Origin of the sequence: Mycobacterium sp. 48b, assembly GCF_048282725.1 — a bacterium.
Lineage (GTDB): Bacteria > Actinomycetota > Actinomycetes > Mycobacteriales > Mycobacteriaceae > Mycobacterium.
Map to the genome: position 1 here is coordinate 3,164,638 of NZ_JBLVUL010000001.1, position 20,686 is coordinate 3,185,323.

The window sequence follows — 20,686 nt, forward strand, 5'->3', positions numbered from 1 at the left end:
GCGACTCAGCCGTTGACCAGCTCGGCGGGGTCGAGCATCGCCGCGTAGCGCAACTGCTCGGGGATGCCGAACCCGTCGACGAGGGTTTCGACGTGCGGGCGCAATGAACGGCAACGTTCGTTGATGCCGCGCGTCACGGCCTTGGCGCGCTCGGTGGACAGGTAGCGGTGCTCGATGAACCACGCCTTGTCGTCCTCGATCACCGACAGCGCGTACAGATCGCAGACGTCGCCGAGGAGTTCGCGCGCGGTTTCGTCCTCGCAGGCGTCGATGCCGGCGACGAACGCTTCCAGGATGACCCGGTCGATGTGTGCCCGCGCCGCATGCAGCACGTGGTCCTGCACGGCGTTGAAGGCGTCGAACGCCGACATCTCCTTGGACTTGCCCTGCAGCCGCCGCGCCACCGAGGCCAGCATGTACTCCTCGCGGTCCTCGAACATCTTGACCTGGGTGCCGCGGTTGAACAGGCTGCCTTCCTCCTCGTTGTCCTGGCGGGTGTCCAGGACGGTCTGGATGATGGTCTCCGCGGCAGTGCGTTTCAGCACCCGCTCACCGGCGTAGTTGGCTGCGAACCGAACCCATTCGACCGGGCTCATGCCCTTGATGTCGTCGGCGTAGGCGGTGAGCAGTTCTTTGGCCACCAGCTGGGTGAGCACGTGGTTGTCGCCCTCGAACGTGGTGAACACATCGGTGTCCGCGCGCAGCGCGATCAACCGGTTCTCGGCGAGATAGCCTGCGCCGCCGCACGCTTCGCGCGCTTCCTGGATGGCGCGGCTGGCATGCCAGGTGTTGGCGGCCTTCAGGCCGGCCGCTCTGGCCTCCAGTTCGCGCTGTTCCTCAGCATCGGGATCGTCAGAGGTCTGCAACTCATGGCATTTGGCCACCAGCTCGTTCTGGGCGAACTGCAGTGCGTAGGACTTGGCGATCAGCGGCAGCAGCCGGCGCTGGTGCACCAGGTAATCCATGATGAGGACTTCCTCGGTGCTCTTCGGCGCCTCGAACTGCGTGCGTTCCAACGCATACCGGGTGGCGATGTCCAGTGCCACCCGCGCTGCTGCCGCGGCGCTGCCGCCGACGGTGACCCGGCCGCGGATCAGGGTGCCCAGCATGGTGAAGAACCGGCGCCCGGCGTTCTCGATCGGTGAGCTGTAGGTGCCGTCGGGGGCCACGTCGGCATAGCGGTTGAGCAGGTTCTCCCGCGGGATCCGCACGTGGTCGAACACGATGCGCCCGTTGTCGACGCCGGGCAGGCCACCCTTGTAATGACAGTCCGACGTCGTCACGCCGGGCCGATCGTTGCCCTCGTCGTCCCGGATCGGCACCACGAAGCAGTGCACGCCGTGGCCTTCTCCGTCCGGGGTGATCAATTGTGCGAATACGGCTGCCACCCGGGCGGTTTCGGCGGCACCGCCGATGTAGTCCTTGCGCGCGGTCGGGGTGGGGGAGTGGATGACGAATTCCTGGGTCGCCGGATCGTAGGTGGCGGTGGTTTCCAGTGACTGCACGTCGCTGCCGTGACCGGTCTCGGTCATCGCGAAACAGCCCAACAGGTCCAGGTCGATCAGTGGCCGGACATAGGCCTTGTGGTGGCGCTCGGTGCCCAGGTTCTCGATGGCGCCGCCGAACAGGCCCCACTGCACCCCGGCCTTGACCATCAGGGACAGGTCGCTCATGGCCAGCATCTCGATCTGGGTGATGGCCGCGCCGACGTCGCCGTTGCCGCCGTGCTCCTTGCGGAAGCCGTCCTCGGCAGCACCGGCCGCGGCCATGATCTTGAGCTGCTCGCCCACCTTGGCGCGGGCGATCACCGTATTGGGGGTGTAGTGCGGTCGGAAGATCTCGTCCGACAACCTGGCCCGCATGGCGTTCTTGACGTCGCGCCAGCGGCCGTCCAGCGCATTTCGCAGATGTTCGGCAGTAGAGGTCATATCCGACGGTAACGCGTGTGGCGGTGGTTCTACGACGGTTGCCCCGGTATCGGTGGGGAAGGCAACCCTTCCTGGACAATCGTGATCTTGCCGCGAAAGACTGGCGCCATGCCGGACTCCATCGGTAAGTCACTGTCTCCGACCGGTTTGCCGCATGTGAGCTATCACCGCCATGCCGACGTCACCGGAGGCTGGTTGCGCGCGGCGACCTTCGGCGCGATGGACGGTCTGGTCAGCAACACCGCGCTGATCGCCGGTGTCGGGGCCAGCGCATCGGCCCAGACCGTGGTGCTCAGCGGCGTGGCGGGCCTGCTGGCCGGTGCCTTCTCGATGGCTCTGGGCGAATACACCTCGGTGACCACTGCCAACGAGCAGGTCGATTCCGAGGTCAAGGTCGAGCGCAAGTCGTTCCGCAAGAACCCGGACGCCGAGCAGGCCGAACTCGTGGCCATGCTTCAGGAGATGGGGATGACGCCCGAAACAGCGGCGAAGGCCGGCGAGGAGATCCACCGCGACGAGAACCGGGCACTGAACTTTCATCTGGTGCAGGAACTGGGTGTGCACCCCACCGAGAAGCCGTCGCCGTGGGTGGCCGGGGGATCGTCGTTCGTACTGTTCGCGATCGGAGCGATCGTCCCGCTCATCCCGTACCTGCTCGGCTTCGAATCACTGTGGGCCGGCCTGGCCTGCGGTGGGGTGGGTCTGCTGATCGCCGGCGCCGTGGCGGCCAAGTTCACCCGTAAGCCGGTGGCTGTCGCGGGGCTGCGGCAACTGGTGTTCGGCGCCATCGCGATCGCGGCGACTTACGCCGTCGGCATCCTGGTCGGCGCCGTCATCACCTGATGCTGCGCCGAATCCTGTTGGCCGGCTCCTTGGTGTTGTCGGCGTGCGGCCCGGCGCAGGCCACCCCGCAACTGGACTATCTGGGCCAGCGTCAGGTGGCTCACGGCGCGATGCTGGACGGCACGGTGATCGGCGGGTTGTCGGGAATCAGTTACGACCCGGCCGCCGACCTGTACTACATCGTCAGTGACGACCGCTCCGCCAAGAATCCGGCCCGCTTCTACACTGCACGGATCACCCTGTCGGACAACAGCATCGATGATGTGGAGTTCGTCAGCACCCATCCGTGGCTGGACCGCGACACCCGGCCGTTCGGCGCGTTGAACGTCGATGTGCGGCCACCTGTGGTGCCGCCCGACCCTGAGGCCATTGCCTTCGATGCGCGCAGACAGCGCTTGTACTGGACCAGCGAGGGGGAGCGGCGAGTCGAGGGGCCGGGTGCGCCGGTCCTGCTCGACCCGTGGGTGCGGACCGCGGGCCTCGACGGCAGCTTCCTCGGTGAGTTCGCCCTGCCTGACGGGTTGCACATGTCGGCCGACGAGCACGGTGCCCGGCGTAACAGCACCTTGGAAGGGCTCACCCTCACACCGGATGGGCGGTATCTCTGGGCCGCCATGGAGGGCCCCGGCTATGACGACGGCCCGCCGCCGGATGAGCAGCACGGTGCGCTGACCCGCGTTGTCCGCTTCGACGCGGAGTCCGGGGCGGTCGACGGCCAGTACACCTATCCGCTGGACCCGGTCAGCGCCGGCCCGGGTGGCGACAACGGGTTGTCGGATCTGGTGGCGCTCGACGACGGCAGCTTTCTGGTGGTCGAGCGCGGCTACGGCACGCACGTCGCGGTGCGGATCTACCGGGCACAGGTGGTCGAGGGCTCCACCGAAATGACAAAAACGCTGCTGGCGGATCTGACCACCACGCCGGGTCTGACGCCCCTGGACAACATCGAGGGAATTACGTTGGGGCCCAGGCTGGCCGATGGTCGACAATCGGTGATCGCGGTCAGCGACGACAATTTCTCACCCACCCAGGTGACGCAGTTCCTGCTGTTCGCATTGTGAGTACGTTTGGCGCGTCGAGATTGACACCAGGGTCGTGAAACTCGCCGAATCACGACCCTCACGTCAATCTCGGCGAGCGAGCGAGCGAGCGAGTGGGCAGGCAAGAGCGCTATTTCAACAACGCGTGACGATCGAAGTAGAAGTAGGTGTAGGCCGCGGTGATCGCACAGACGATGGTGGCCACCAGCAGCATCTGAGAGCCGCTGACGACCACGCTGATGAAGCCGCCGACGATGGCGCCACCGGCGAATCCGGACCAGAGCATGAAATAGCCCAGCCAGTCGCTGAGCTGTCCTCCGCTGATGTGGCGTTCGATGCCCTGTCCGAGCTTGACCAGGGTCCCGGTCACGTAGCTCAGCGGGATCGACACCTCGCCGTCCTTGACGAACGACGTGTTCAATGCGCCGATGCCGAAGGCCACGAACAGGATTGGGACGTACGGAACATCGCGGGCCGACCAGCCGCGCTCGAGCAGGTCGACCACGGTGGACACCACCAGCGCAAGCGTTGTCAGCACCGTCGCGCCGTGGGGGTGATTGACCCAGAGGTGGCGGCGGCACAACGATGCGATCACCACTCCACCGACGAAGGAGAGCAACAGCAGCGCAGCGCCGATCGCCAGCCACTCCTCGCCCTGGAAAAGCCCGAGGAACGCCCGCTCGGTATTGCCGGTCATGAAGGTGACGAAATATCCGGCCGAATGGGTGAACGCGGCTGCCCCCAGCACTCCGGCCAGGCCCGCCAGCACCCAGGACAACCGGGCCTCGCCGTCGAACTGTTGCGACATGTCACCCATTGTGGGGAGCTTTGCCTGCGGTCGGGGTGGGATTCGCCCCCTGGCGGCTAGGTGTCGCTGCCGACGGTGACCGCGGTGGCCTCGTCGGTCAGCTCGTCGAGCTCGGACTCCTCGACATCGATCCCGACCAGGTGTGGCCGCGTCAGGGTCAGCACACCGGCGCCGGCCAGCACCGCGCCCGCGCCCACCCAGTAGGGCAGATGCACGTTGACCTGCTCGCCGAGCACCCCGGCCAGCCACGGCGCGACGGCGGCGCCGCCGAAGCGCAGGAAGCTGTAGGCCGCGGAGGCCACACCGCGTTCGACCGGGGCCGCCTTCATCACGGTCTCGGTGATGAGCGTGTTGTTGATACCGATGAACAGGCCGGCGATCACCACACCCGATGCCAGGACGGTCTTGGAGTCCGTCCACACCGCCATCACGGCCAGCACCGCGGTGAACGCCAGCAGGTTGAGGATGAGCACCCGCACCGTGCCGAAGCGGTGCTGCAACCGCGGGGCGACCACCACGGAGGTGAATGCCAGTGCCAGGCCCCAGCCGAAGAAGATCAGCCCGATCTGGTGGGCGGTCATGTCCAGCGGGAAGGGGGTGAAGGCCAGCAGCGTGAAGAAGCCGAAGTTGTAGAGCAGCGCGGTGATCGCGACGCCGAGCAGTCCGCGGTGGCGCAGTGCCCGGAACGGGTCGGCGAGTGTGGTGGCACGTTCGGCGCGCGGCGTGGCAGGCAACAGGAATGCGGTGATCACGAGGGCGAAGGCCATCAGCGCCGAGACGCCGAAGAACGGGCCCCGCCAGGAGATCGAGCCGAGCACGCCGCCGACCAGCGGGCCGATCGCGATACCCAGGCCCAGCGCCGCCTCATAGAGGATGATGGCTTGCGCCACAGAGCCTTTCGCGGAGTTGACAATGGTGGCCAGCGCCGTGGCGATGAAAAGGGCGTTGCCCAGGCCCCACAGTGCGCGCCAGCCCACGATCTGCATCACGGTGTCGCTCATCCCGGCCAGACCGGCGCCGGCGATGATGATCACCAGGCCGAGCAGCAGCGTGCGTTTGGGGCCGATGCGGCTGGACACCACACCCGTGATCAGCATCGCCACGCCCATCACCGCCATGTAGCTGGTGAACAGCAACGACACCTGCGAAGGCGAGGCGTCGAGGTTGTCGGCGATGGGTTTGAGGATGGGGTCGACCAGTCCGATGCCCATGAAGGCGACGACGGAGGCGAAAGCGACGGCCCATACGGCCTTGGGTTGGCGCCACATCGGGGCGGTAACTCCTAACTAGTTTTCGTGCGAGAGCGGATGCTCGGCGACGTCGGCGAGCAACCGTCGAATGATGTCGACGGAGGCTGCCAACGTCCGGCGCTCCTCGGCGCTGAGCCGCTCGAGCCGGGGATTGATCGCGGCGGCGCGATCTGCCCTGGCCTGGTCCAGGGTCTGCCGGCCCTGCTCGGTGATCCGGATCAGCACCGCGCGGGCATCGCCGGGATCGGTGGTGCGGGTAACCAGGCCGGCGTCTTCGAGGCGGCGGACCTGGGTGGTCATGGTCGGCTGCGAGCAGTGATCGAGCAGGGCGAGGTCGGAGATGCGTGCCTCGCCCTGGTCCTCGATCGTGGACAGCAGTCGGGCCTGGGCCCACGGCAGCGGCAGCCGGGCGCGTTGGGTGGCCAGCCGGTTCAACCGGGCGACGACCGACAGCAGGTCGGCGCCCAGCGCGGTTTCGTCGGTTACCGTGACATCCTCGGTCGGGGTCGGCATGACGACCATATTTACATAGATTTGCTATGTAGTCTAGTCCTCGGGCGTGCGCTCGGTCACACGACGGGGATCCGACGGTGACGATCGCGGCTGGCAGAATCGAACGATGACCGCGAACCCCCCGGCGACGACGCCTCGGCGCGGCCTCACCCCAGGCGAGCTTGCGCAGGCTTCGGTGATGGCGGCGCTCTGTGCGGCCACCGCGATCATCGCCGTGGTGGTGCCGTTCGCGGCCGGGCTCTCGGTGCTGGGAACGGTGCCCATGGGCCTGTTGGCCTACCGCTACCGGTTGCGGGTGCTGCTCGCCGCGACCGTCGCCGCGGGCACGATCGCCTTCCTGATAGCCGGCATGGGCGGGGCGATGACGGTCATCGACTGCGCCTATATCGGCGGACTGACCGGCGTGGTCAAGCGTCGTGGCCGTGGCACCGGAACGGCGTTCGCCGCCGCCATCGTGGCCGGGGCGCTGTTCGGATCCGCGATCATCGTGGCGCTGACAGTGCTGACGAGGTTGCGCAGCCTGATCTTCGACTCGCTCAGCGCGGGCATCGAGGGGATTGTCAAGGTGCTGGAGCGCATCCCGGTGATCGACGTGGCGGCCGAACCGCTCAGGACGATCTTCGCCACGATGCTCGACTACTGGCCGGTGCTGATGCTGTTCCTCGGCATCACCAGCATCACCTCGGTCAGCATGGTCGGGTGGTGGGCGCTCTCGCGGATCCTGGCCCGGCTGCTCGGGGTTCCCGACGTCCACAAGCTCGATGCCGACGACGAGGACGAGGGGGCGGCGATCGCCCCCGTCCCGGCGCGGCTGACCGACGTGCGGTTCCGCTACCCGGGAGTCGAGCGTGACGCGCTGGGCCCGGTGTCGATGGAACTTCAGCCCGGCGAGCATGTCGCGGTGACCGGCCCGAACGGTTCGGGCAAGACCACTCTCATGTTGATGCTGGCCGGACGCCAACCCACCTCGGGAAGCATCGAACGGACCGGCGCCGTGGGGCTGGGCCGCATCGGCGGCACCGCCGTGGTGATGCAGCATCCCGAAAGCCAGGTGCTGGGCACCCGGGTGGCCGATGACGTGGTGTGGGGGCTGCCCGTCGGCGCGACCGCCGACGTGGAGCGACTGCTGAGTGAAGTGGGGCTCGAAGGCCTGGCCGAGCGGGACACCGGCGGATTGTCCGGTGGGGAACTGCAGCGCCTGGCCGTCGCCGGGGCACTGGCCCGCGACCCCTCGCTGCTGATCGCCGACGAGGTCACCAGCATGGTCGACCAACAGGGCCGCGACACCTTGATGAGCGTGTTGTCCGGGCTGACCGAGCATCACCAGATGTCGCTGGTGCACATCACGCACTACAACGACGAGGCCGATTCCGCCGACCGCACGGTGAAGCTCAGCGGCAACGGCGGCACCGCCGACAACACCGACATGGTGCAGACCTCGGCGGTGCCGGTGGCAGCCACCCCCGTCGCTCACGGCAGTGCGCCGGTATTGGAGCTGACCGGTGTCGGACACGAATACGCCAGCGGGACCCCTTGGGCCAAAACGGCTTTGCGTGACATCACGTTCACGGTCAACGAGGGTGACGGTGTCCTGGTGCACGGCCTGAACGGCTCGGGCAAATCGACCCTGGCCTGGATCATGGCCGGGTTGACGGTTCCCACCTACGGCGCCTGTCTACTCGACGGGGTGCCGGTCGCGCAGCAGGTGGGCTCGGTGGCGATCTCATTCCAGGCCGCCCGCCTGCAGTTGATGCGCAGCACCGTCGGACGTGAAATCGCCTCGGCTGCAGGCTTCTCGGCGCGTGAGGAGGACCGCGTCGCAGGCGCACTGGAGATGGTCGGGTTGGATGCGGCACTGGCTCAGCGCCGCATCGACCAGCTCTCGGGGGGTCAGATGCGTCGCGTCGTCCTGGCCGGGTTGCTGGCCCGGTCGCCGCGCGCGCTGATCCTCGATGAGCCGCTGGCCGGACTGGACGCGGCCAGCCAACGCGGACTGCTGCGATTGCTGGAGGATCTGCGGCACAACAACGGGCTGACCGTCGTCGTCATCTCGCACGATTTCACCGGCCTGGAGGGCCTGTGCCCGCGCACGCTGCACCTGCACCGCGGTGAACTCGCCCTGACCCCGACAGCTGCCGGAGGTACCCGATGACCGCGCCGACACGAGGACAACGCAAACCCGTCGTGCTGCTGCGTCCGGTTCCCGGCGACACCGTCATCCACCGGTTGTGGGCCGGCACCAAACTGCTCGCCGTCGCCGGCATCGGCCTGCTGCTGACCTTCTATCCCGGATGGGTGCCGATCGCAGCCGTCGCGGTGTTGGTCCTGGTGACGGCACGGCTGGCGCACATTCCGCGCGGCGTGCTGCCGTCCATCCCGTTCTTTCTGTGGATTCTGGTGCTGCTGGGCGGGGCGCTTGCCGCACTGGCCGGTGGTTCGCCGGTGATCGACATCGGGTCGGTGCAGATCGGTCTGGGCGGGCTGCTGAACTACCTGCGCGTCACGGCCCTGGCGATCGTGTTGTTGGGGCTCGGCGCGCTGGTTTCCTGGACGACCAATGTCGCCGACATCGCCCCTGCCGTGGCCACTTTGGGCCGGCCGCTACGGCTGTTTCGCATCCCGGTGAATGACTGGGCGGTGACGATTGCGTTGGCACTGCGCGCATTTCCGATGCTGATCGACGAGTTTCGCACGTTGTACGCGGCGCACCGGCTGCGCCCCGTCGAGCCGGCCGAGACGTTCCGGGCGCGGCGCAAACAACGGGTGGCCAATCTGGTCGATCTGCTGGCCGCCGCCGTCACCGTGGCATTGCGCCGGGGCGACGAGATGGGCGATGCCATCACCGCACGCGGTGGGGCAGGCCAGATCTCGGCGGCACCGTCACGACCCCGGTCGCGGGACTGGATCGCCTTCGCCATCCTCGTTCTGGTCTGCGGCAGCGCTCTGGCCCTGGAGCTGACCGTCCTGCCCACCAGCCTGCCCCGTCGCTGACGTCCGTCTGGGACGCGTCGTGAGCCGGACGACGGCCACAATGATCACTGCAGCGATGACGACCGCCGCCAGCCACGGCAGGAGCAGACCGAACAGCATCACGGCCCCTGACGCCATCGAGACCAGGCCGTGCCACCCGCGTTCGACCTGACCCCAGAAGCCCTGATACTGCGGGGCCGGGCCGCCGATCTGCTCGGCGGTGATGTCGAGATTGACCGTGCTGTAGTCGATCTGGTCGCCGAGCTGGGTGCGCTGCGCGCGCAGGCTGTCCAGATCCGCCTGGCGCTGCGACAGCGCGTTCTCGGCCTGGATCAGCGCCTCGGGATCCTTGGCGTCCCGCATGATCCCGAGCAGCCGGTCCACCGAGGTCTGCAGCGCCTTGATGCGAGCGTCGAGATCGACGCGCTGCGAGGTCACGTCGTCGGCGCGGACCTCGACGGTCTGGACCGTGCCGAGCTTCTTGAACTCGTCCAGGGTGCCTTCGAGTTTGGCGGCCGGGACCCGTAATGCCAGGGAGATGTGTGCGCGGCCGGAGCTGGAGCCGGCATCCTCGGAGCGACTGTCCACGCGGCCGCCGGCGTCGGTGGCCAGCGATACGGCCTTGTCCGCCACCGCCGCCGGATTGCCGGTGGTGATCGACATCGACGCGGTCTTGACGATGTCGCGCTTCACCTCGGCCGGTGCCGGCGCGTTCTTCATCGCCGGGCCGGCTTCGGGTGGTGGGGCCGCCGGGGCGAATCCGGCATCGCTCTGAGGTGCCGACGGTGCAGTGTCGGGGGAGTGCCCGGCTGCGCAGGCCGGCGCGACGGCCAACACGGCCGCGGCAATCAGCGCCACCGTCGTGCGGTGGCGGCGGGATGCACTGGTGTGCTGGGGCATCAGCCCAATGTAAGCGACGCACCGGAGGTCAGGGGCCGGTTATTCGCTCGGGGTCAACGGGCGGCCGCAGAGTTGGCCGCCCATTGCGCGTCGGCCAGTGACCTCTCGACATCGAGGCGGCCCAGGAACATCTCGTCGAAATACGGTTTGAGGGCCTGGTATCCGGCCGGGAAGCCGGCCGCCCCCGGCGCCGGGATCCGCGGCCCGTGCAGCACCCGGAAGAACGGGCTGACATCGACCCCGCGGGCTTTCCAATAGTCGCGGTACACCGGCTGCGCGCGCAGCACGGCCGGGATGGCGGCGCCTTTCGTGCCCAGGTATTCATTGCCGCGCTTACTGCCCATCCAGGACAACACCTCGCGCACCGCATCGGGATGGCGGGTCGCCGAGTTGGCCGCTGCGGCAATGCCGTTGGTGACACTGACGCGGCCCTTGGGACCCGCAGGCAGCATCGCCACGCCCCACCGGAACCGGGCCTGGTTCGCGATGGCGGCCAGGTTGTAGGTTCCTGACTGGAACAGGCCCATCCGACCCTGCAGGAAGGTGTTGCGGGAGAAGTCCCCGTTGTTGTTGGTGGCCGAGGCCGGTGGCGCGACGTGATCCTCGTTGATCAGCCGGACCAGATATTTGAACGCCTCGACGGCCTGAGGGTTGTCGAATGCGAAGCGGTCACCGATGGTGAAGATGCCGCCCGCCGAGCCGATGTAGTTGAGATAGATGCCTTGAAGGTCATTGGCGGCGTTGTAGCCCCACTGCCGGATGCGGCCGACGTCGAAACCGTCGGTGCCCGCCGAGCGGCCCTGCTCGTCGACGGTGAGCCTGGCCGCCAATGACCGCAGGGTGTCGTCGGGCCCGTTCGACCACCGCAGTGTGGTCAGTTCGGCGAGGTCCACGCCCGCGGCGTCGAGCAGGTCGGCGTTGAAGAACACCGCGATACCGGCGTCGGTCAGTTGCGGAACCGCCCACAGGGCGTCGTTCCGGGTGAACTGGTTGACCACCGAGGGTTCCCAGGCCCGGGCGGCGTTGGCGCCCAATGTCTGTCCGATGTCGAGCAGTCGGCCGTTGTCGGCATAGCCGGCGAGGTATGCGTTGGACAGCCAGAAGATGTCGTCGGCACTGCCGCCGGCCACATCGGTGCGCAGACTGTCGAAGTACGCCGAGTAGGCCACCGTGTTGACGCGTACGTCGATGTCGGGGTGTTCCTTGCTGAATTCGGCGAACGACTCCCGGTAGGCGGCAGCGACCTGCGGGTCCCACAGGCGCACGGTGACCACGGTGCGGCCTTCGGGTTCGGTCGTGTGGCCCAGCAGCACGGCGGCGACGAGCAGGACGGCCATGGTCAGTGCGAGGCCTGCGGCCAGGAGGGTGGAGCGTCTCATGGCCGCTCCCTGCCGCGAGATCGACGTGAGGGTTGTTGCCGCCGCGGTATGGCAGCCCTGGTGTGCATCTCGGTGATCATTTGATCCCCGTCACGACGATCGACCGGACGATGTTGCGCGAGAACGCGATGAACAACACGATCAGCGGGACGATCGCCACCGTGGTCGCCGCCATCACCAGCGTCCACTGCGCGTTGTACTGCGTCTGAAGACCGGCTGTCGCGACCGTGAGCACCTGCCACTTGCTGCCGCTCGTGATCACCAACGGCCACAGGAAGTTGTTCCACTGGCTCACGACGGTGATCAGTGCCAGCGTCACGAGGATCGGCCGGCTCGCAGGCACCACGACATGGGTGATCACGTCCAGCGTGTGGGCGCCGTCGAGGCGGGCCGCATTGATGAGATCGCGCGGAATGGACCGAAAGTACTCACGCAGCAGGAAGATCGCGTATGGCGAGCCGAACATGAACGGCAGCACCAGCGCCCAGAAGGTGTTGCGCAATCCGGCCTCGGCCATCATCAGGTAGAGCGGCACCACGGTCACCGTCGCGGGCACCATCAGCGTGGCGATGTAGACCCAGAACAACGCGTCGCGGCCGGGAAACTGCAGCCGGGCAAAGGCATAGGCGGCCAGCACCGAGAACACCAGTTGTCCCAGCAGGATGACGGCGGTCATCAACGCGGTCACCAAGATGGCGCGACCGAACCCGGCCTCGGACAGCCCCACGTAGTTCTCCAGCGTCGGCGGTGTGGGTAGCGACAGCGGGGGATCGGTCGCGAACTGCTCGGCCGAGGTGAACGAGGTGAGCAACCCGAGCCCGAAGGGCAGCAGCGTGATCACCGCGCCGAGGAGCAGCCCCACGTAGATCAGTGCGTTACGTGAGGTCATAGCTGATCCTGCGACGGAAGTAGATGTGCTGGAGGAGGGTGATGCCGACGAGGATGACGAACAGCACGATGGCCATCACGGAGGCGCGGCCCACCGCGGCCGCACCGAACGCCTCGACATAGATCCGGTGGGCCACCAGGTCCGTGCGACCTTGCGGGCCGCCCGCGGTCAATGCGTACACGGTGTCGAATATCTGGGCGGCGCTGACAATTCCGGTGACCAGGACGAAGAACATGGTCGGACGCAGCATCGGCAGGGTGATGTGGCGGAACCGCTGCCAGTCGGTGGCCCCGTCGGTACGGGCGGCGTTGTGGACGTCGGCCGGGATGTTGAGGATGCCGGCCAGGAAGAACAGCGTCACGTAACCGACGTTCGTCCACACCACGACGGCCGACACCACCGGCAGCGCCAGTCCCGGATCGGTGAGCCAGTCCACCTGCCGGCCCAGCACTGTGCTCAGCGCCCCGTCCGTCGGTGCCAGGATCCACTTCCACAACACCGCGATGGCCAACGGCGCACAGATCCACGGCAACACGTACACGGTGCGGAAGAACCCGGTGCCGGGGAGCCCCCGGGCCAGCAGCGACGCCGCGATCAGACCCAGCACGGTTTGGGTCGGCACCACCAGCAGGATGAACAACAGCGTGATCGCCAGCGACCTGGCAAACGACGAATCGGTGAGCACCGAAGCCCAATTGTCCAGTCCCACATATTCGATCGGGCCGAGCAGGTCCCACCGTTGCAGGCTCAGCCAGATCACCACCAGCATGGGCAGCAACAGGAAGGTGACAACGCCGAACAGGCTGGGGGCGACAAGCGCGTACCCCAGGGCGGTGGTGCGGACACGCGAGGTGGCCATCGAGCCATTAAAGCGGTTCGTGACCGTCGGACGCCATGCCGGGCACCTGAGTGCCCATCGTCAACGCCGGAATGCCGCTGCGCCATCCCGGCGCACGAAATTTGCTCAGATGACGTACATCACTTGACGGCTGCGGAATCGAATTCGCTGCCCGGCACTTGTAGCAGGTAATCGCCGCTAACAGGGACTGGGGAGAATGTCATGAGCGCAGTGCAGCGAGCCCGAACGGGCGCTTCGATCACCAGGATGACGCAGTCCGTGGTCTTCACGGTGTTCGCCCTGGCCGCCATGGTCCTCGGCTCGCTGGCCGGCCCGATCGCCTCGGCCAATGCCGCCGACGGGTGTGCCGATGTCGAGGTCGTGTTCGCCCGGGGCACCAACGAGGCACCCGGTGTGGGTGCCACCGGGCAGGCGTTCGTCGACGCTCTCAGCGCCGATCTGCCCGGCAAAACGGTCGACGTGTACGGGGTGAACTACCCGGCGTCGCTGAACTTCGGTCAGGCGGCCGACGGCGTCGCCGATGCCAGCAACCGGATCCAGTCGATCGCGGCCACCTGCCCGGCGACCAAGATCGTGCTCGGCGGTTACTCGCAGGGCGCCGCGGTCGCCGGTTACACCACTGCCGGCAGTGTGCCCGCAGGGTTCGTGTTGCCCGCCGGCATCAGCGGCCCGATGCCTGCATCGGTCGCCTCGCACGTCGCGGCCGTGGCGCTGTTCGGAACGCCGGACGAGTGGATCCTGGGCCTGGCCGACCGTAGCGCACCGCCCATCGCCATCGGCCCGTCCTACGCGGCCAAGACCATCCAGCTGTGCGCACCGGGTGACCCCATCTGCTTCCCGGGTGGTCTGAACCGTGCCGCCCACAGCTCCTACAAGGACAACGGGATGGCAATCCAGGCAGCTGATTTCGCGGCCCGCCAGCTCGGAGGTGCGGCACCATCGGCACCGGTGGTGCAGACGGCAGCCGAGATCGGCGAGAACTGACGCCAACTGAACGACGGCCGGCGGCCGGAAGCGGGTCCTCGACGGACCGCTTCCGGCCGTCAGCCGTTGAGGCCGCGAAATCCGGCGACCGTGTCGGCCAGGGTGATTCGCGGATCGCGGTAGCTGATACCGAAGTCCCGTTCGCTCGGTGAGTCGTCGGACGCCGGCATCTGCGTGTAGTACTGCATCCCGGCTTCGGTGAACGGGGTCTGGAACGGCAGGAACGGGCCCATCCGGTCGAGCACCTGCCCGGCGACGCGCAGCACGGTGTCGGGAACCGGGACGGCGAACATGGTCTTGTCGCCGACCTCGGTGAGCAGTTTGGCCAGCTGGTCCACCGGAATGCGATGTCCGCCCGCCATATAGCGGCGGGGCCCACGGCCGGGCTCGAGCAGCGCGACGTGCAGGGCTGCCAGGTCACGACCGTCGACGATGGTCCAGGCCGCGCTGCGACCGGGAATCGCGCCGAGTTGCAGTGCGGCAGCGACGCCCTCGCCGGCTTCACCGAACTGGTTGCCGACCGGCGGACCCATGACCATGCCGGGGTAGGTGATGTTCACCGGCGCGCCGGCGTCCTGCATTCCACGGGCGTAGATCTCGACCTGGGCCTTGGACCGCCCGTAGCCGTCGGTCCCGCCGAACACCGGCAGGTCCGCTTCCAGCGTCTCCACGTCAGGATTGAACAATGCGGTGATGCTCGATACGTGGATGATCGGGTCGAGGCCGAGTTCTGCGGCGCCGCCCAGGACGTTTCGCGCACCGTCCATGTTGGTGCTCATCATCTGCGCGGTCTGGCTCGGATCGGTGGCGACCAGCGCGGCACTGTGCAGCACGGCGTCGCAGCCTTCGAGGGCACGCATGACCGAGTCGCGGTCGGTGATGTCGCCGACCGCATGATCGGAGACGTCGACCCCGAGTGCGGCGACGCTGGTCTGCAACCGGTCCGGATTGCGCACCAGAAAGCGGACGGAATGACCGGCGTCGGCAATCGCTTTCGCGCTCCATCCACCCACAAATCCGGTGCCGCCGGTGACCAACACGCGCATGACGCCAACCTCCTAGCGAACCGACGACCGTCGGATGGACGCTAGTACGTGAGGCGCCGCGGGGAAGCGATTTCAGCCATCGGCTCAGCCTCCGTGCTGAATTGTCGGCTCAGCCTCCGCGCAACGTGGCGAGTTCCTTCATATTCGCCAGCCCCTGCTCCTGCGCTTCGTCGAGGAACCCCGGCAGTGGGGCCCGCAGCTCGGGCATCACCTCGTGGTCGAGCAGTGCCTGCAGGTCGGCCTGTTTGGCACTGCGCCCGGCCTGGTTGTCGAGTTCCTGAACACCGGAATCGGTTGCGTAGTCGTACAACTCGTGGTGGACGGGCCGCGTGGTGTCGATGTCCATGGAGCCGGGCTTCCAGTACGTGTACATGCCGAGCTTGGCTTCAGGGGTACGCACGGCCACGATGTGACTGGGTGCCGAGGTTGGGATCTCGGTCGGGGGACCGGAAGCACCGAAGAACTTCTTCGCCAGTGGCGATTTCATCAACGCGGCCATCTCCTCCACCGACATGTCGTCGGTGGCGTGCGCGATCCACGGTCGGCCCGCTGCCGACGCGTCGGCGGCGATCCCGGCGATGTCGGCGCGGCCCGCCAGGTAGGAGTAGCGGGAGTCGGATCGCCAGCCCGCGCCGCCGTGCGCGATGGTCATCAGAAGCGGCGCCAGGTCGGCACTCGAGGTCATCTGGGTGCGGGTGTCGCCGGGACCCGGCGTCAGGTGACCTGACGGGTCACGGATGTAGAGCGGCACCCGGATGCTCTCCTCGTAGACCGCGGCACCCTTGCCGCGCAGGCCGTGCGAGCCGGCGTACTCGCCATGGTCGGAGGTGAACACGACGACGGTGTTGTCGTCGATGTCGGGCCGGGCGGCGAGGATGTCCAGCACCCGGCCGATCTGGGTGTCCACCTGCTGATGCAGCCACAGGTACATGTCCAGGCATCGCGCCCACTGCGCGGCTGACTCGGGCCCGGTGTAGTCCATCGCGCCGGTCATCAGCGGCGACATGAAGTTCATGTAGTCGATCTGCAACTGCGGCTTGCCGCGTCGACGTAGGTCATCTGCGGTCTCGAAGTTCGCCGGCTTCGCGCTGAACCGGTGCGGAACATCTTCTGGCAGTGCATTTTTCGGCCACCAGCAGATGTCGTGCGGGTTGACCAGTGACACGGTGGTGCACCACGGTCCCTCGTTTGCATGGGCGTCGAACCACCCGGCGAACTGATCGACAATCGACGGGTCCTGCTGCAGACCCTGGTTCGGCGCGCCGTTGGGGGACGGGTAGGTGCCGCCGGAGAAGCCGTGGACGTCCAGGCCGTCGGGGGTGTTGTCGGCCATGCTGCCCAGATGCCATTTGCCCCACCACCACGTGCGGTAGCCGGCGTCGCGCAGCATCGTCCCCCAGGTTGGGAACCGGGCTGCCAGCGTCGACTCGGTGGGGCCCTCGCCGGTGTAGAGGCACCCGGTCTGATGGGAGTACAGCCCGGTGGTCAGCACCCCGCGCGACGGCGTGCACATGTTCGACGCGCTGTAGTGCGAGCCGAACGAGGTGCTGCGGGTGCGCAGCCGGTCCAGGCTCGGCAACAACGCGCCGAGCTGCTGGGTGTCGGGGAACCACTGCGGCGCACGCATCTGGTCGACGATGACGACGAGGATGTTGGGCTGACCGGCCGCGTCCGGGCCGCGTCTGCCCAGCAGTTCGTAGCCGCCGAATCCGACCGCGGCTGCACCGGCGGCCACCGCCGCACCACCCAGGACTGTCCGCCTGCTGAGGTTCGTCATGTCCACACGGTAGGCCTCGCTACGATCGATCCGGTGTTTACGGCTCAAGATCCGGTGACCTGGGAGCCGCGGCGCATTGCCGTGGCCGGGGTGACGGGATCGGGCAAGACAACGCTTGCGACGCGGCTGTCGCGGCAGTTCGATCTGCCGTACGTCGAGATCGACAGTCTGTATCACGGGCCCGGGTGGGAGCCCCGCCCCACGTTCATCAGCGACGTCGAACGGTTCATCGCGGGGGATTCCTGGGTGATCGAATGGCAGTACCGCGCCGTGCGGGGCCAGATCGTGGCCCGCGCGGACACGCTGCTGTGGCTCGACCTGCCGACCCCGGTGGCCATGCGCCAGTTGACGCGTCGCACCCTTCGCAGGCGCGTCGGCCGGATCGAGTTGTGGAACGGCAACATCGAACCGCCGCTGCGCACCATTTTCACCGACCGGGACCACATCTTGCGCTGGGGATTCCGCACCCGAAACAAGCTCCGCGACACCATCCCTGCGATGGGCCACACTTGCCCGACCTGCACATCGTCCGATTCACGCGCCACCGTGACGTCGAGGCGTGGTTGAGCCGCATTACTCCCACCTGAGCCAAGTCGCCTCGCGGCGCCGCTACCGTGGGGGCGTGACAGCTCAACGACGCGTGGACGCCGACTTCCTGGAGCTGCCCCGGTTCGAGTTGGCTGACGCGGCACTGTCCGCGGCAGCCGCCGCCGGTGCCAGCTATGCCGATCTGCGGATTCACCGCATCACCACCGAGATCATCCAATTGCGCGACGGCGAGTTGGAGATGTCTGTGGTCAACCGCGAGGTGGGTCTGGCGGTGCGGGTGATCGTCGACGGCGCGTGGGGATTCGCGTCTCACGCCGAACTCGCGCCCGAGGTGGCGGCGGAGACGGCCCGCCGTGCCGTGCAGGTGGCCACCACGCTCGCTCCGTTGAACGCCGAGCGCATCGAGCTGGCAGGTGAACCGGTCTACACCGATGTGACCTGGGTGTCCGAATACGGCGTCGACCCGTTCGTCGTCCCCGCGGCCGAGAAGATCGCGCTGCTCGGCGAATACTCCGGCCGGTTGCTGGCTGCCGACGGCGTGGACCACGTGTCGGCGGGAGTGCATGCGGTCAAGGAGCAGACCTTTTACGCCGACACGTTCGGATCCTCGATCACCCAGCAGCGGGTGCGGGTCATGCCGACGATGGAGGCGGTCGCCGTCGACTCTGCTGCCGGATCGTTCGAGACCATGCGCACGCTGGCGCCGCCGACGGCGCGGGGCTGGGAAGCCCTGACCGGTGATGACGTGTGGGACTGGACCTCTGAGCTGGCCGAGCTCCCGACCCTGCTCGCCGAGAAGACCAAGGCGCCGTCCGTCGTCGCGGGCCCCACCGACCTGGTCATCGACCCGTCCAACCTGTGGCTGACGATCCACGAATCGATCGGGCATGCCACCGAATACGACCGGGCGATCGGCTACGAGGCGGCCTACGCCGGGACCTCGTTCGCCACTCCGGACAAGCTGGGCACCATGCGTTACGGCTCGCCGGTGATGAACGTGACCGCCGACCGCACCGTCGAATTCGGTTTGGCCACCGTCGGTTTCGACGACGAGGGGGTGCGCGCACAGAGCTGGGACTTGGTGCGCGACGGCGTCTTCGTCGGCTATCAACTGGACCGGGTGTTCGCTCCCCGCCTGGGGCAGGCCCGTTCCAACGGCTGTTCGTATGCCGACTCGCCACACCATGTCCCGATCCAGCGGATGGCCAATGTGTCCCTGCATCCCGGTGCGGAGGATCTCAGCACCGACGACCTGATCTCGCGGGTGTCTGACGGCATCTACATCGTGGGCGACAAATCGTGGTCAATCGACATGCAGCGGTACAACTTCCAGTTCACCGGCCAGCGTTTCTACCGGATCCGCGACGGCCGGCTGGACGGGCAATTGCGCGACGTGGCGTACCAGGCCACCACTACCGATTTCTGGGGTGCGATGGAAGCCGTCGGCGGTCCGTCGACCTGGCGCCTGGGCGGCGCCTTCAATTGCGGCAAGGCCCAGCCCGGGCAGGTGGCCCCGGTCAGCCACGGTTGCCCGAGTGCACTGTTCCGCGGCATCAACGTACTGAACACCCGGACGGAGGGCGGCCGATGATCGGCGCACAGCAGGTCGTCGACATCGCCTTGGGCGCAGCAGATCCGGGCACGGAAACCATGGTCCTGGTCACCGACCGGTCCGACGCGTCGCTGCGGTGGTCCGGCAATTCGATGACGACCAACGGCGAGACGGTCAGCCGCACCATCACGGTGATCTCGATCGTGCGCCGCGGCGGCACGGCGCATGTCGGGTCGGTGCGCTCCACCGAGGTGGATCCTGCGGTCATCCCCGACCTGGTGTCCGCCGCCCAGCGTGCCGCGGCGGCCTCGCCCGAGGCCCGGGATGCCGCACCGCCGTGGCCGGGCGCAGGGGTGCCCTCCGACTGGGACGCGCCGCTGGTGGGCACCGGTGCGCAAATTTTCACCGGCATCGCCGATGATCTGGCCAAGGGGTTCGCGGGCTCCGACCAGCTCTACGGATATGCCCGCCATGTCATGGAGACGACTTTCGTGGCGACCTCGACGGGATTGCGCCGCCGCTACACCCAGCCGACCGGGTCGGTGGAGATCAACGCCAAGCGTGATGGTGCCAGCGTGTGGGCCGGGGTGAGCACCCCGGATTTCGTTGATGTGCGGGTTGATTCGTTGCTCGACGAGTTGTCGCTGAAGCTGGGGTGGGCGCAGCGGACGGTCGAGCTTCCGGCCGGCCGCTACGAGACACTCATGCCGCCCTCGACGGTGGCCGACATGATGATCTACCTGACCTGGGCCATGGACGGCCGCGGGGCACAAGAGGGCCGCACCGCGCTGTCGGCCCCGGGCGGGACCCGGGTGGGGGAGAAGCTCACCGATCTGGGACTGACCCTGTACTCGGACCCGTTCGCGCAGCCGCTGGCATGCCAACCGTTCGTCGCCGTACCGAGTTCCTCGGAGCGGGTGTCGATCTTCGACAACGGGATGGACATCGGCCGGGTGGACTGGATCCGCGACGGCGTGGTCAACGCGCTGGCCTATCCGCGGGCCGTGGCCGCCGAATACGGCACACCGGTCGCGGTACCCGCCGACAATCTGTTGATGACCGGTGGCACAACAGAATTGGCAGACATGATCGCCGGCACCGAACGGGGCCTGCTGCTGACCACACTGTGGTACATCCGCGAGGTGGACCCGACCGTGCTGCTGCTGACCGGGCTGACCCGCGACGGTGTGTACCTGGTCGAGGACGGCGAGGTGACAGCTGCGGTGAACAACTTCCGGTTCAACGAGAGCCCGCTGGATCTGTTGCGGCGCGCTACGGAAGCCGGCATCAGCGAGGTCACCCTGCCCCGCGAGTGGGGTGACTGGGCCACCCGCGCATCCATGCCGACGCTGCGGATCCCGGACTTCCACATGTCCTCGGTGAGTCAAGCGCAATGAGC

The 20,686-nt window shown here is 67.5% G+C and carries 18 protein-coding genes; 8 read left to right on the forward strand and 10 right to left on the reverse strand.

The window, feature by feature from the left end; translation table 11 throughout:
• Positions 1 to 5: 5 nt before the first annotated feature.
• Entirely contained in the window at positions 6 to 1,928 is a 1,923-nt protein-coding gene (locus tag ACNQR1_RS15375; protein ID WP_418047066.1) for an acyl-CoA dehydrogenase, read from the reverse strand.
• A 108-nt stretch (positions 1,929 to 2,036) separates the two neighbouring features.
• Between ACNQR1_RS15375 and ACNQR1_RS15380 the strand changes: the two genes are divergently transcribed.
• Both ACNQR1_RS15380 and ACNQR1_RS15385 read left to right on the forward strand, forming a co-directional pair.
• Positions 2,037 to 2,771 (forward strand): VIT1/CCC1 transporter family protein, encoded by a 735-nt coding sequence (locus ACNQR1_RS15380; protein WP_418047067.1) that lies wholly within the window; start codon positions 2,037 to 2,039, stop codon positions 2,769 to 2,771.
• Positions 2,771 to 3,832 (forward strand): esterase-like activity of phytase family protein, encoded by a 1,062-nt coding sequence (locus ACNQR1_RS15385; protein WP_418047068.1) that lies wholly within the window; start codon positions 2,771 to 2,773, stop codon positions 3,830 to 3,832. Before ACNQR1_RS15380 ends, ACNQR1_RS15385 begins: the two co-directional genes overlap by 1 nt.
• A 109-nt stretch (positions 3,833 to 3,941) precedes the next feature.
• Here ACNQR1_RS15385 and ACNQR1_RS15390 read toward each other — a convergent pair whose 3' ends face one another.
• The 3 genes from ACNQR1_RS15390 to ACNQR1_RS15400 are packed head-to-tail and all read right to left on the reverse strand — an operon-like array spanning position 3,942 to position 6,382.
• Entirely contained in the window at positions 3,942 to 4,619 is a 678-nt protein-coding gene (locus tag ACNQR1_RS15390) for a YoaK family protein (protein WP_418047069.1), read from the reverse strand.
• A gap of 56 nt (positions 4,620 to 4,675) precedes the next feature.
• Positions 4,676 to 5,887, reverse strand: coding sequence for an MFS transporter (locus ACNQR1_RS15395; protein WP_418047070.1), 1,212 nt, complete (start codon positions 5,885 to 5,887; stop codon positions 4,676 to 4,678).
• Between the two features lie 18 nt (positions 5,888 to 5,905).
• On the reverse strand, positions 5,906 to 6,382 hold the full coding sequence (locus ACNQR1_RS15400; RefSeq protein ID WP_418047071.1) for a MarR family winged helix-turn-helix transcriptional regulator: 477 nt from the start codon (positions 6,380 to 6,382) through the stop codon (positions 5,906 to 5,908).
• A gap of 106 nt (positions 6,383 to 6,488) precedes the next feature.
• Between ACNQR1_RS15400 and ACNQR1_RS15405 the strand changes: the two genes are divergently transcribed.
• Both ACNQR1_RS15405 and ACNQR1_RS15410 read left to right on the forward strand, forming a co-directional pair.
• Positions 6,489 to 8,534, forward strand: coding sequence for an ATP-binding cassette domain-containing protein (locus ACNQR1_RS15405; RefSeq protein WP_418047072.1), 2,046 nt, complete (start codon positions 6,489 to 6,491; stop codon positions 8,532 to 8,534).
• Positions 8,531 to 9,373 (forward strand): energy-coupling factor transporter transmembrane component T family protein, encoded by an 843-nt coding sequence (locus ACNQR1_RS15410; protein WP_418047073.1) that lies wholly within the window; start codon positions 8,531 to 8,533, stop codon positions 9,371 to 9,373. Before ACNQR1_RS15405 ends, ACNQR1_RS15410 begins: the two co-directional genes overlap by 4 nt.
• On the opposite strand, the gene ACNQR1_RS15415 is transcribed toward ACNQR1_RS15410, so the two are convergent.
• From ACNQR1_RS15415 to ACNQR1_RS15430, 4 genes are all read right to left on the reverse strand, one after another.
• On the reverse strand, positions 9,263 to 10,252 hold the full coding sequence (locus ACNQR1_RS15415; protein ID WP_418047074.1) for a DUF4349 domain-containing protein: 990 nt from the start codon (positions 10,250 to 10,252) through the stop codon (positions 9,263 to 9,265). The genes ACNQR1_RS15410 and ACNQR1_RS15415 overlap by 111 nt on opposite strands.
• 53 nt (positions 10,253 to 10,305) lie before the next feature.
• Entirely contained in the window at positions 10,306 to 11,631 is a 1,326-nt protein-coding gene (locus ACNQR1_RS15420; RefSeq protein WP_418047075.1) for an ABC transporter substrate-binding protein, read from the reverse strand.
• A 76-nt stretch (positions 11,632 to 11,707) separates the two neighbouring features.
• A complete protein-coding gene (locus tag ACNQR1_RS15425) occupies positions 11,708 to 12,520 on the reverse strand; it encodes a carbohydrate ABC transporter permease (protein WP_418047076.1) in 813 nt (270 codons plus the stop codon).
• Entirely contained in the window at positions 12,507 to 13,379 is an 873-nt protein-coding gene (locus ACNQR1_RS15430) for a carbohydrate ABC transporter permease (protein WP_418047077.1), read from the reverse strand. Before ACNQR1_RS15430 ends, ACNQR1_RS15425 begins: the two co-directional genes overlap by 14 nt.
• 201 nt (positions 13,380 to 13,580) lie before the next feature.
• Here ACNQR1_RS15430 and ACNQR1_RS15435 point away from each other — a divergent pair, with 201 nt between their 5' ends.
• Positions 13,581 to 14,363, forward strand: coding sequence for a cutinase family protein (locus ACNQR1_RS15435; RefSeq protein WP_418047078.1), 783 nt, complete (start codon positions 13,581 to 13,583; stop codon positions 14,361 to 14,363).
• A 59-nt stretch (positions 14,364 to 14,422) separates the two neighbouring features.
• Here ACNQR1_RS15435 and ACNQR1_RS15440 read toward each other — a convergent pair whose 3' ends face one another.
• A complete protein-coding gene (locus ACNQR1_RS15440; protein ID WP_418047079.1) occupies positions 14,423 to 15,409 on the reverse strand; it encodes an NAD-dependent epimerase/dehydratase family protein in 987 nt (328 codons plus the stop codon).
• 109 nt (positions 15,410 to 15,518) lie between these two features.
• Complete coding sequence (locus ACNQR1_RS15445; RefSeq protein ID WP_418047080.1) at positions 15,519 to 17,186, reverse strand: sulfatase-like hydrolase/transferase; 1,668 nt, start codon at positions 17,184 to 17,186, stop codon at positions 15,519 to 15,521.
• A gap of 33 nt (positions 17,187 to 17,219) precedes the next feature.
• Between ACNQR1_RS15445 and ACNQR1_RS15450 the strand changes: the two genes are divergently transcribed.
• From ACNQR1_RS15450 to ACNQR1_RS15460, 3 genes are read left to right on the forward strand one after another with little or no spacing between them, the layout of a single operon-like run.
• Entirely contained in the window at positions 17,220 to 17,753 is a 534-nt protein-coding gene (locus ACNQR1_RS15450) for an AAA family ATPase (protein WP_418047081.1), read from the forward strand.
• Between the two features lie 55 nt (positions 17,754 to 17,808).
• On the forward strand, positions 17,809 to 19,326 hold the full coding sequence (locus tag ACNQR1_RS15455) for a TldD/PmbA family protein (RefSeq protein WP_418047082.1): 1,518 nt from the start codon (positions 17,809 to 17,811) through the stop codon (positions 19,324 to 19,326).
• The gene (locus ACNQR1_RS15460; RefSeq protein ID WP_418047083.1) at positions 19,323 to 20,684 is read left to right on the forward strand and encodes a metallopeptidase TldD-related protein; all 1,362 of its coding nucleotides are present in this window, start codon (positions 19,323 to 19,325) and stop codon (positions 20,682 to 20,684) included. The genes ACNQR1_RS15455 and ACNQR1_RS15460 overlap by 4 nt, the downstream gene beginning before the upstream one ends.
• Positions 20,685 to 20,686: the final 2 nt, after the last annotated feature.

What these genes read in the sequence shown, in the direction of transcription:
- ACNQR1_RS15390 (WP_418047069.1), bottom strand. Translation starts at nt 4,619, where the DNA reads ATGTCGCAACAGTTCGACGGCGAGGCCCGGTTGTCCTGGGTGCTGGCG.
- ACNQR1_RS15375 (WP_418047066.1), bottom strand. Translation starts at nt 1,928, where the DNA reads ATGACCTCTACTGCCGAACATCTGCGAAATGCGCTGGACGGCCGCTGG.
- ACNQR1_RS15460 (WP_418047083.1), top strand. Translation starts at nt 19,323, where the DNA reads ATGATCGGCGCACAGCAGGTCGTCGACATCGCCTTGGGCGCAGCAGAT.
- ACNQR1_RS15420 (WP_418047075.1), bottom strand. Translation starts at nt 11,631, where the DNA reads ATGAGACGCTCCACCCTCCTGGCCGCAGGCCTCGCACTGACCATGGCC.
- ACNQR1_RS15415 (WP_418047074.1), bottom strand. Translation starts at nt 10,252, where the DNA reads ATGCCCCAGCACACCAGTGCATCCCGCCGCCACCGCACGACGGTGGCG.
- ACNQR1_RS15425 (WP_418047076.1), bottom strand. Translation starts at nt 12,520, where the DNA reads ATGACCTCACGTAACGCACTGATCTACGTGGGGCTGCTCCTCGGCGCG.
- ACNQR1_RS15385 (WP_418047068.1), top strand. Translation starts at nt 2,771, where the DNA reads ATGCTGCGCCGAATCCTGTTGGCCGGCTCCTTGGTGTTGTCGGCGTGC.
- ACNQR1_RS15395 (WP_418047070.1), bottom strand. Translation starts at nt 5,887, where the DNA reads ATGTGGCGCCAACCCAAGGCCGTATGGGCCGTCGCTTTCGCCTCCGTC.
- ACNQR1_RS15400 (WP_418047071.1), bottom strand. Translation starts at nt 6,382, where the DNA reads ATGCCGACCCCGACCGAGGATGTCACGGTAACCGACGAAACCGCGCTG.
- ACNQR1_RS15410 (WP_418047073.1), top strand. Translation starts at nt 8,531, where the DNA reads ATGACCGCGCCGACACGAGGACAACGCAAACCCGTCGTGCTGCTGCGT.
- ACNQR1_RS15405 (WP_418047072.1), top strand. Translation starts at nt 6,489, where the DNA reads ATGACCGCGAACCCCCCGGCGACGACGCCTCGGCGCGGCCTCACCCCA.
- ACNQR1_RS15445 (WP_418047080.1), bottom strand. Translation starts at nt 17,186, where the DNA reads ATGACGAACCTCAGCAGGCGGACAGTCCTGGGTGGTGCGGCGGTGGCC.
- ACNQR1_RS15380 (WP_418047067.1), top strand. Translation starts at nt 2,037, where the DNA reads ATGCCGGACTCCATCGGTAAGTCACTGTCTCCGACCGGTTTGCCGCAT.
- ACNQR1_RS15430 (WP_418047077.1), bottom strand. Translation starts at nt 13,379, where the DNA reads ATGGCCACCTCGCGTGTCCGCACCACCGCCCTGGGGTACGCGCTTGTC.
- ACNQR1_RS15435 (WP_418047078.1), top strand. Translation starts at nt 13,581, where the DNA reads ATGAGCGCAGTGCAGCGAGCCCGAACGGGCGCTTCGATCACCAGGATG.
- ACNQR1_RS15440 (WP_418047079.1), bottom strand. Translation starts at nt 15,409, where the DNA reads ATGCGCGTGTTGGTCACCGGCGGCACCGGATTTGTGGGTGGATGGAGC.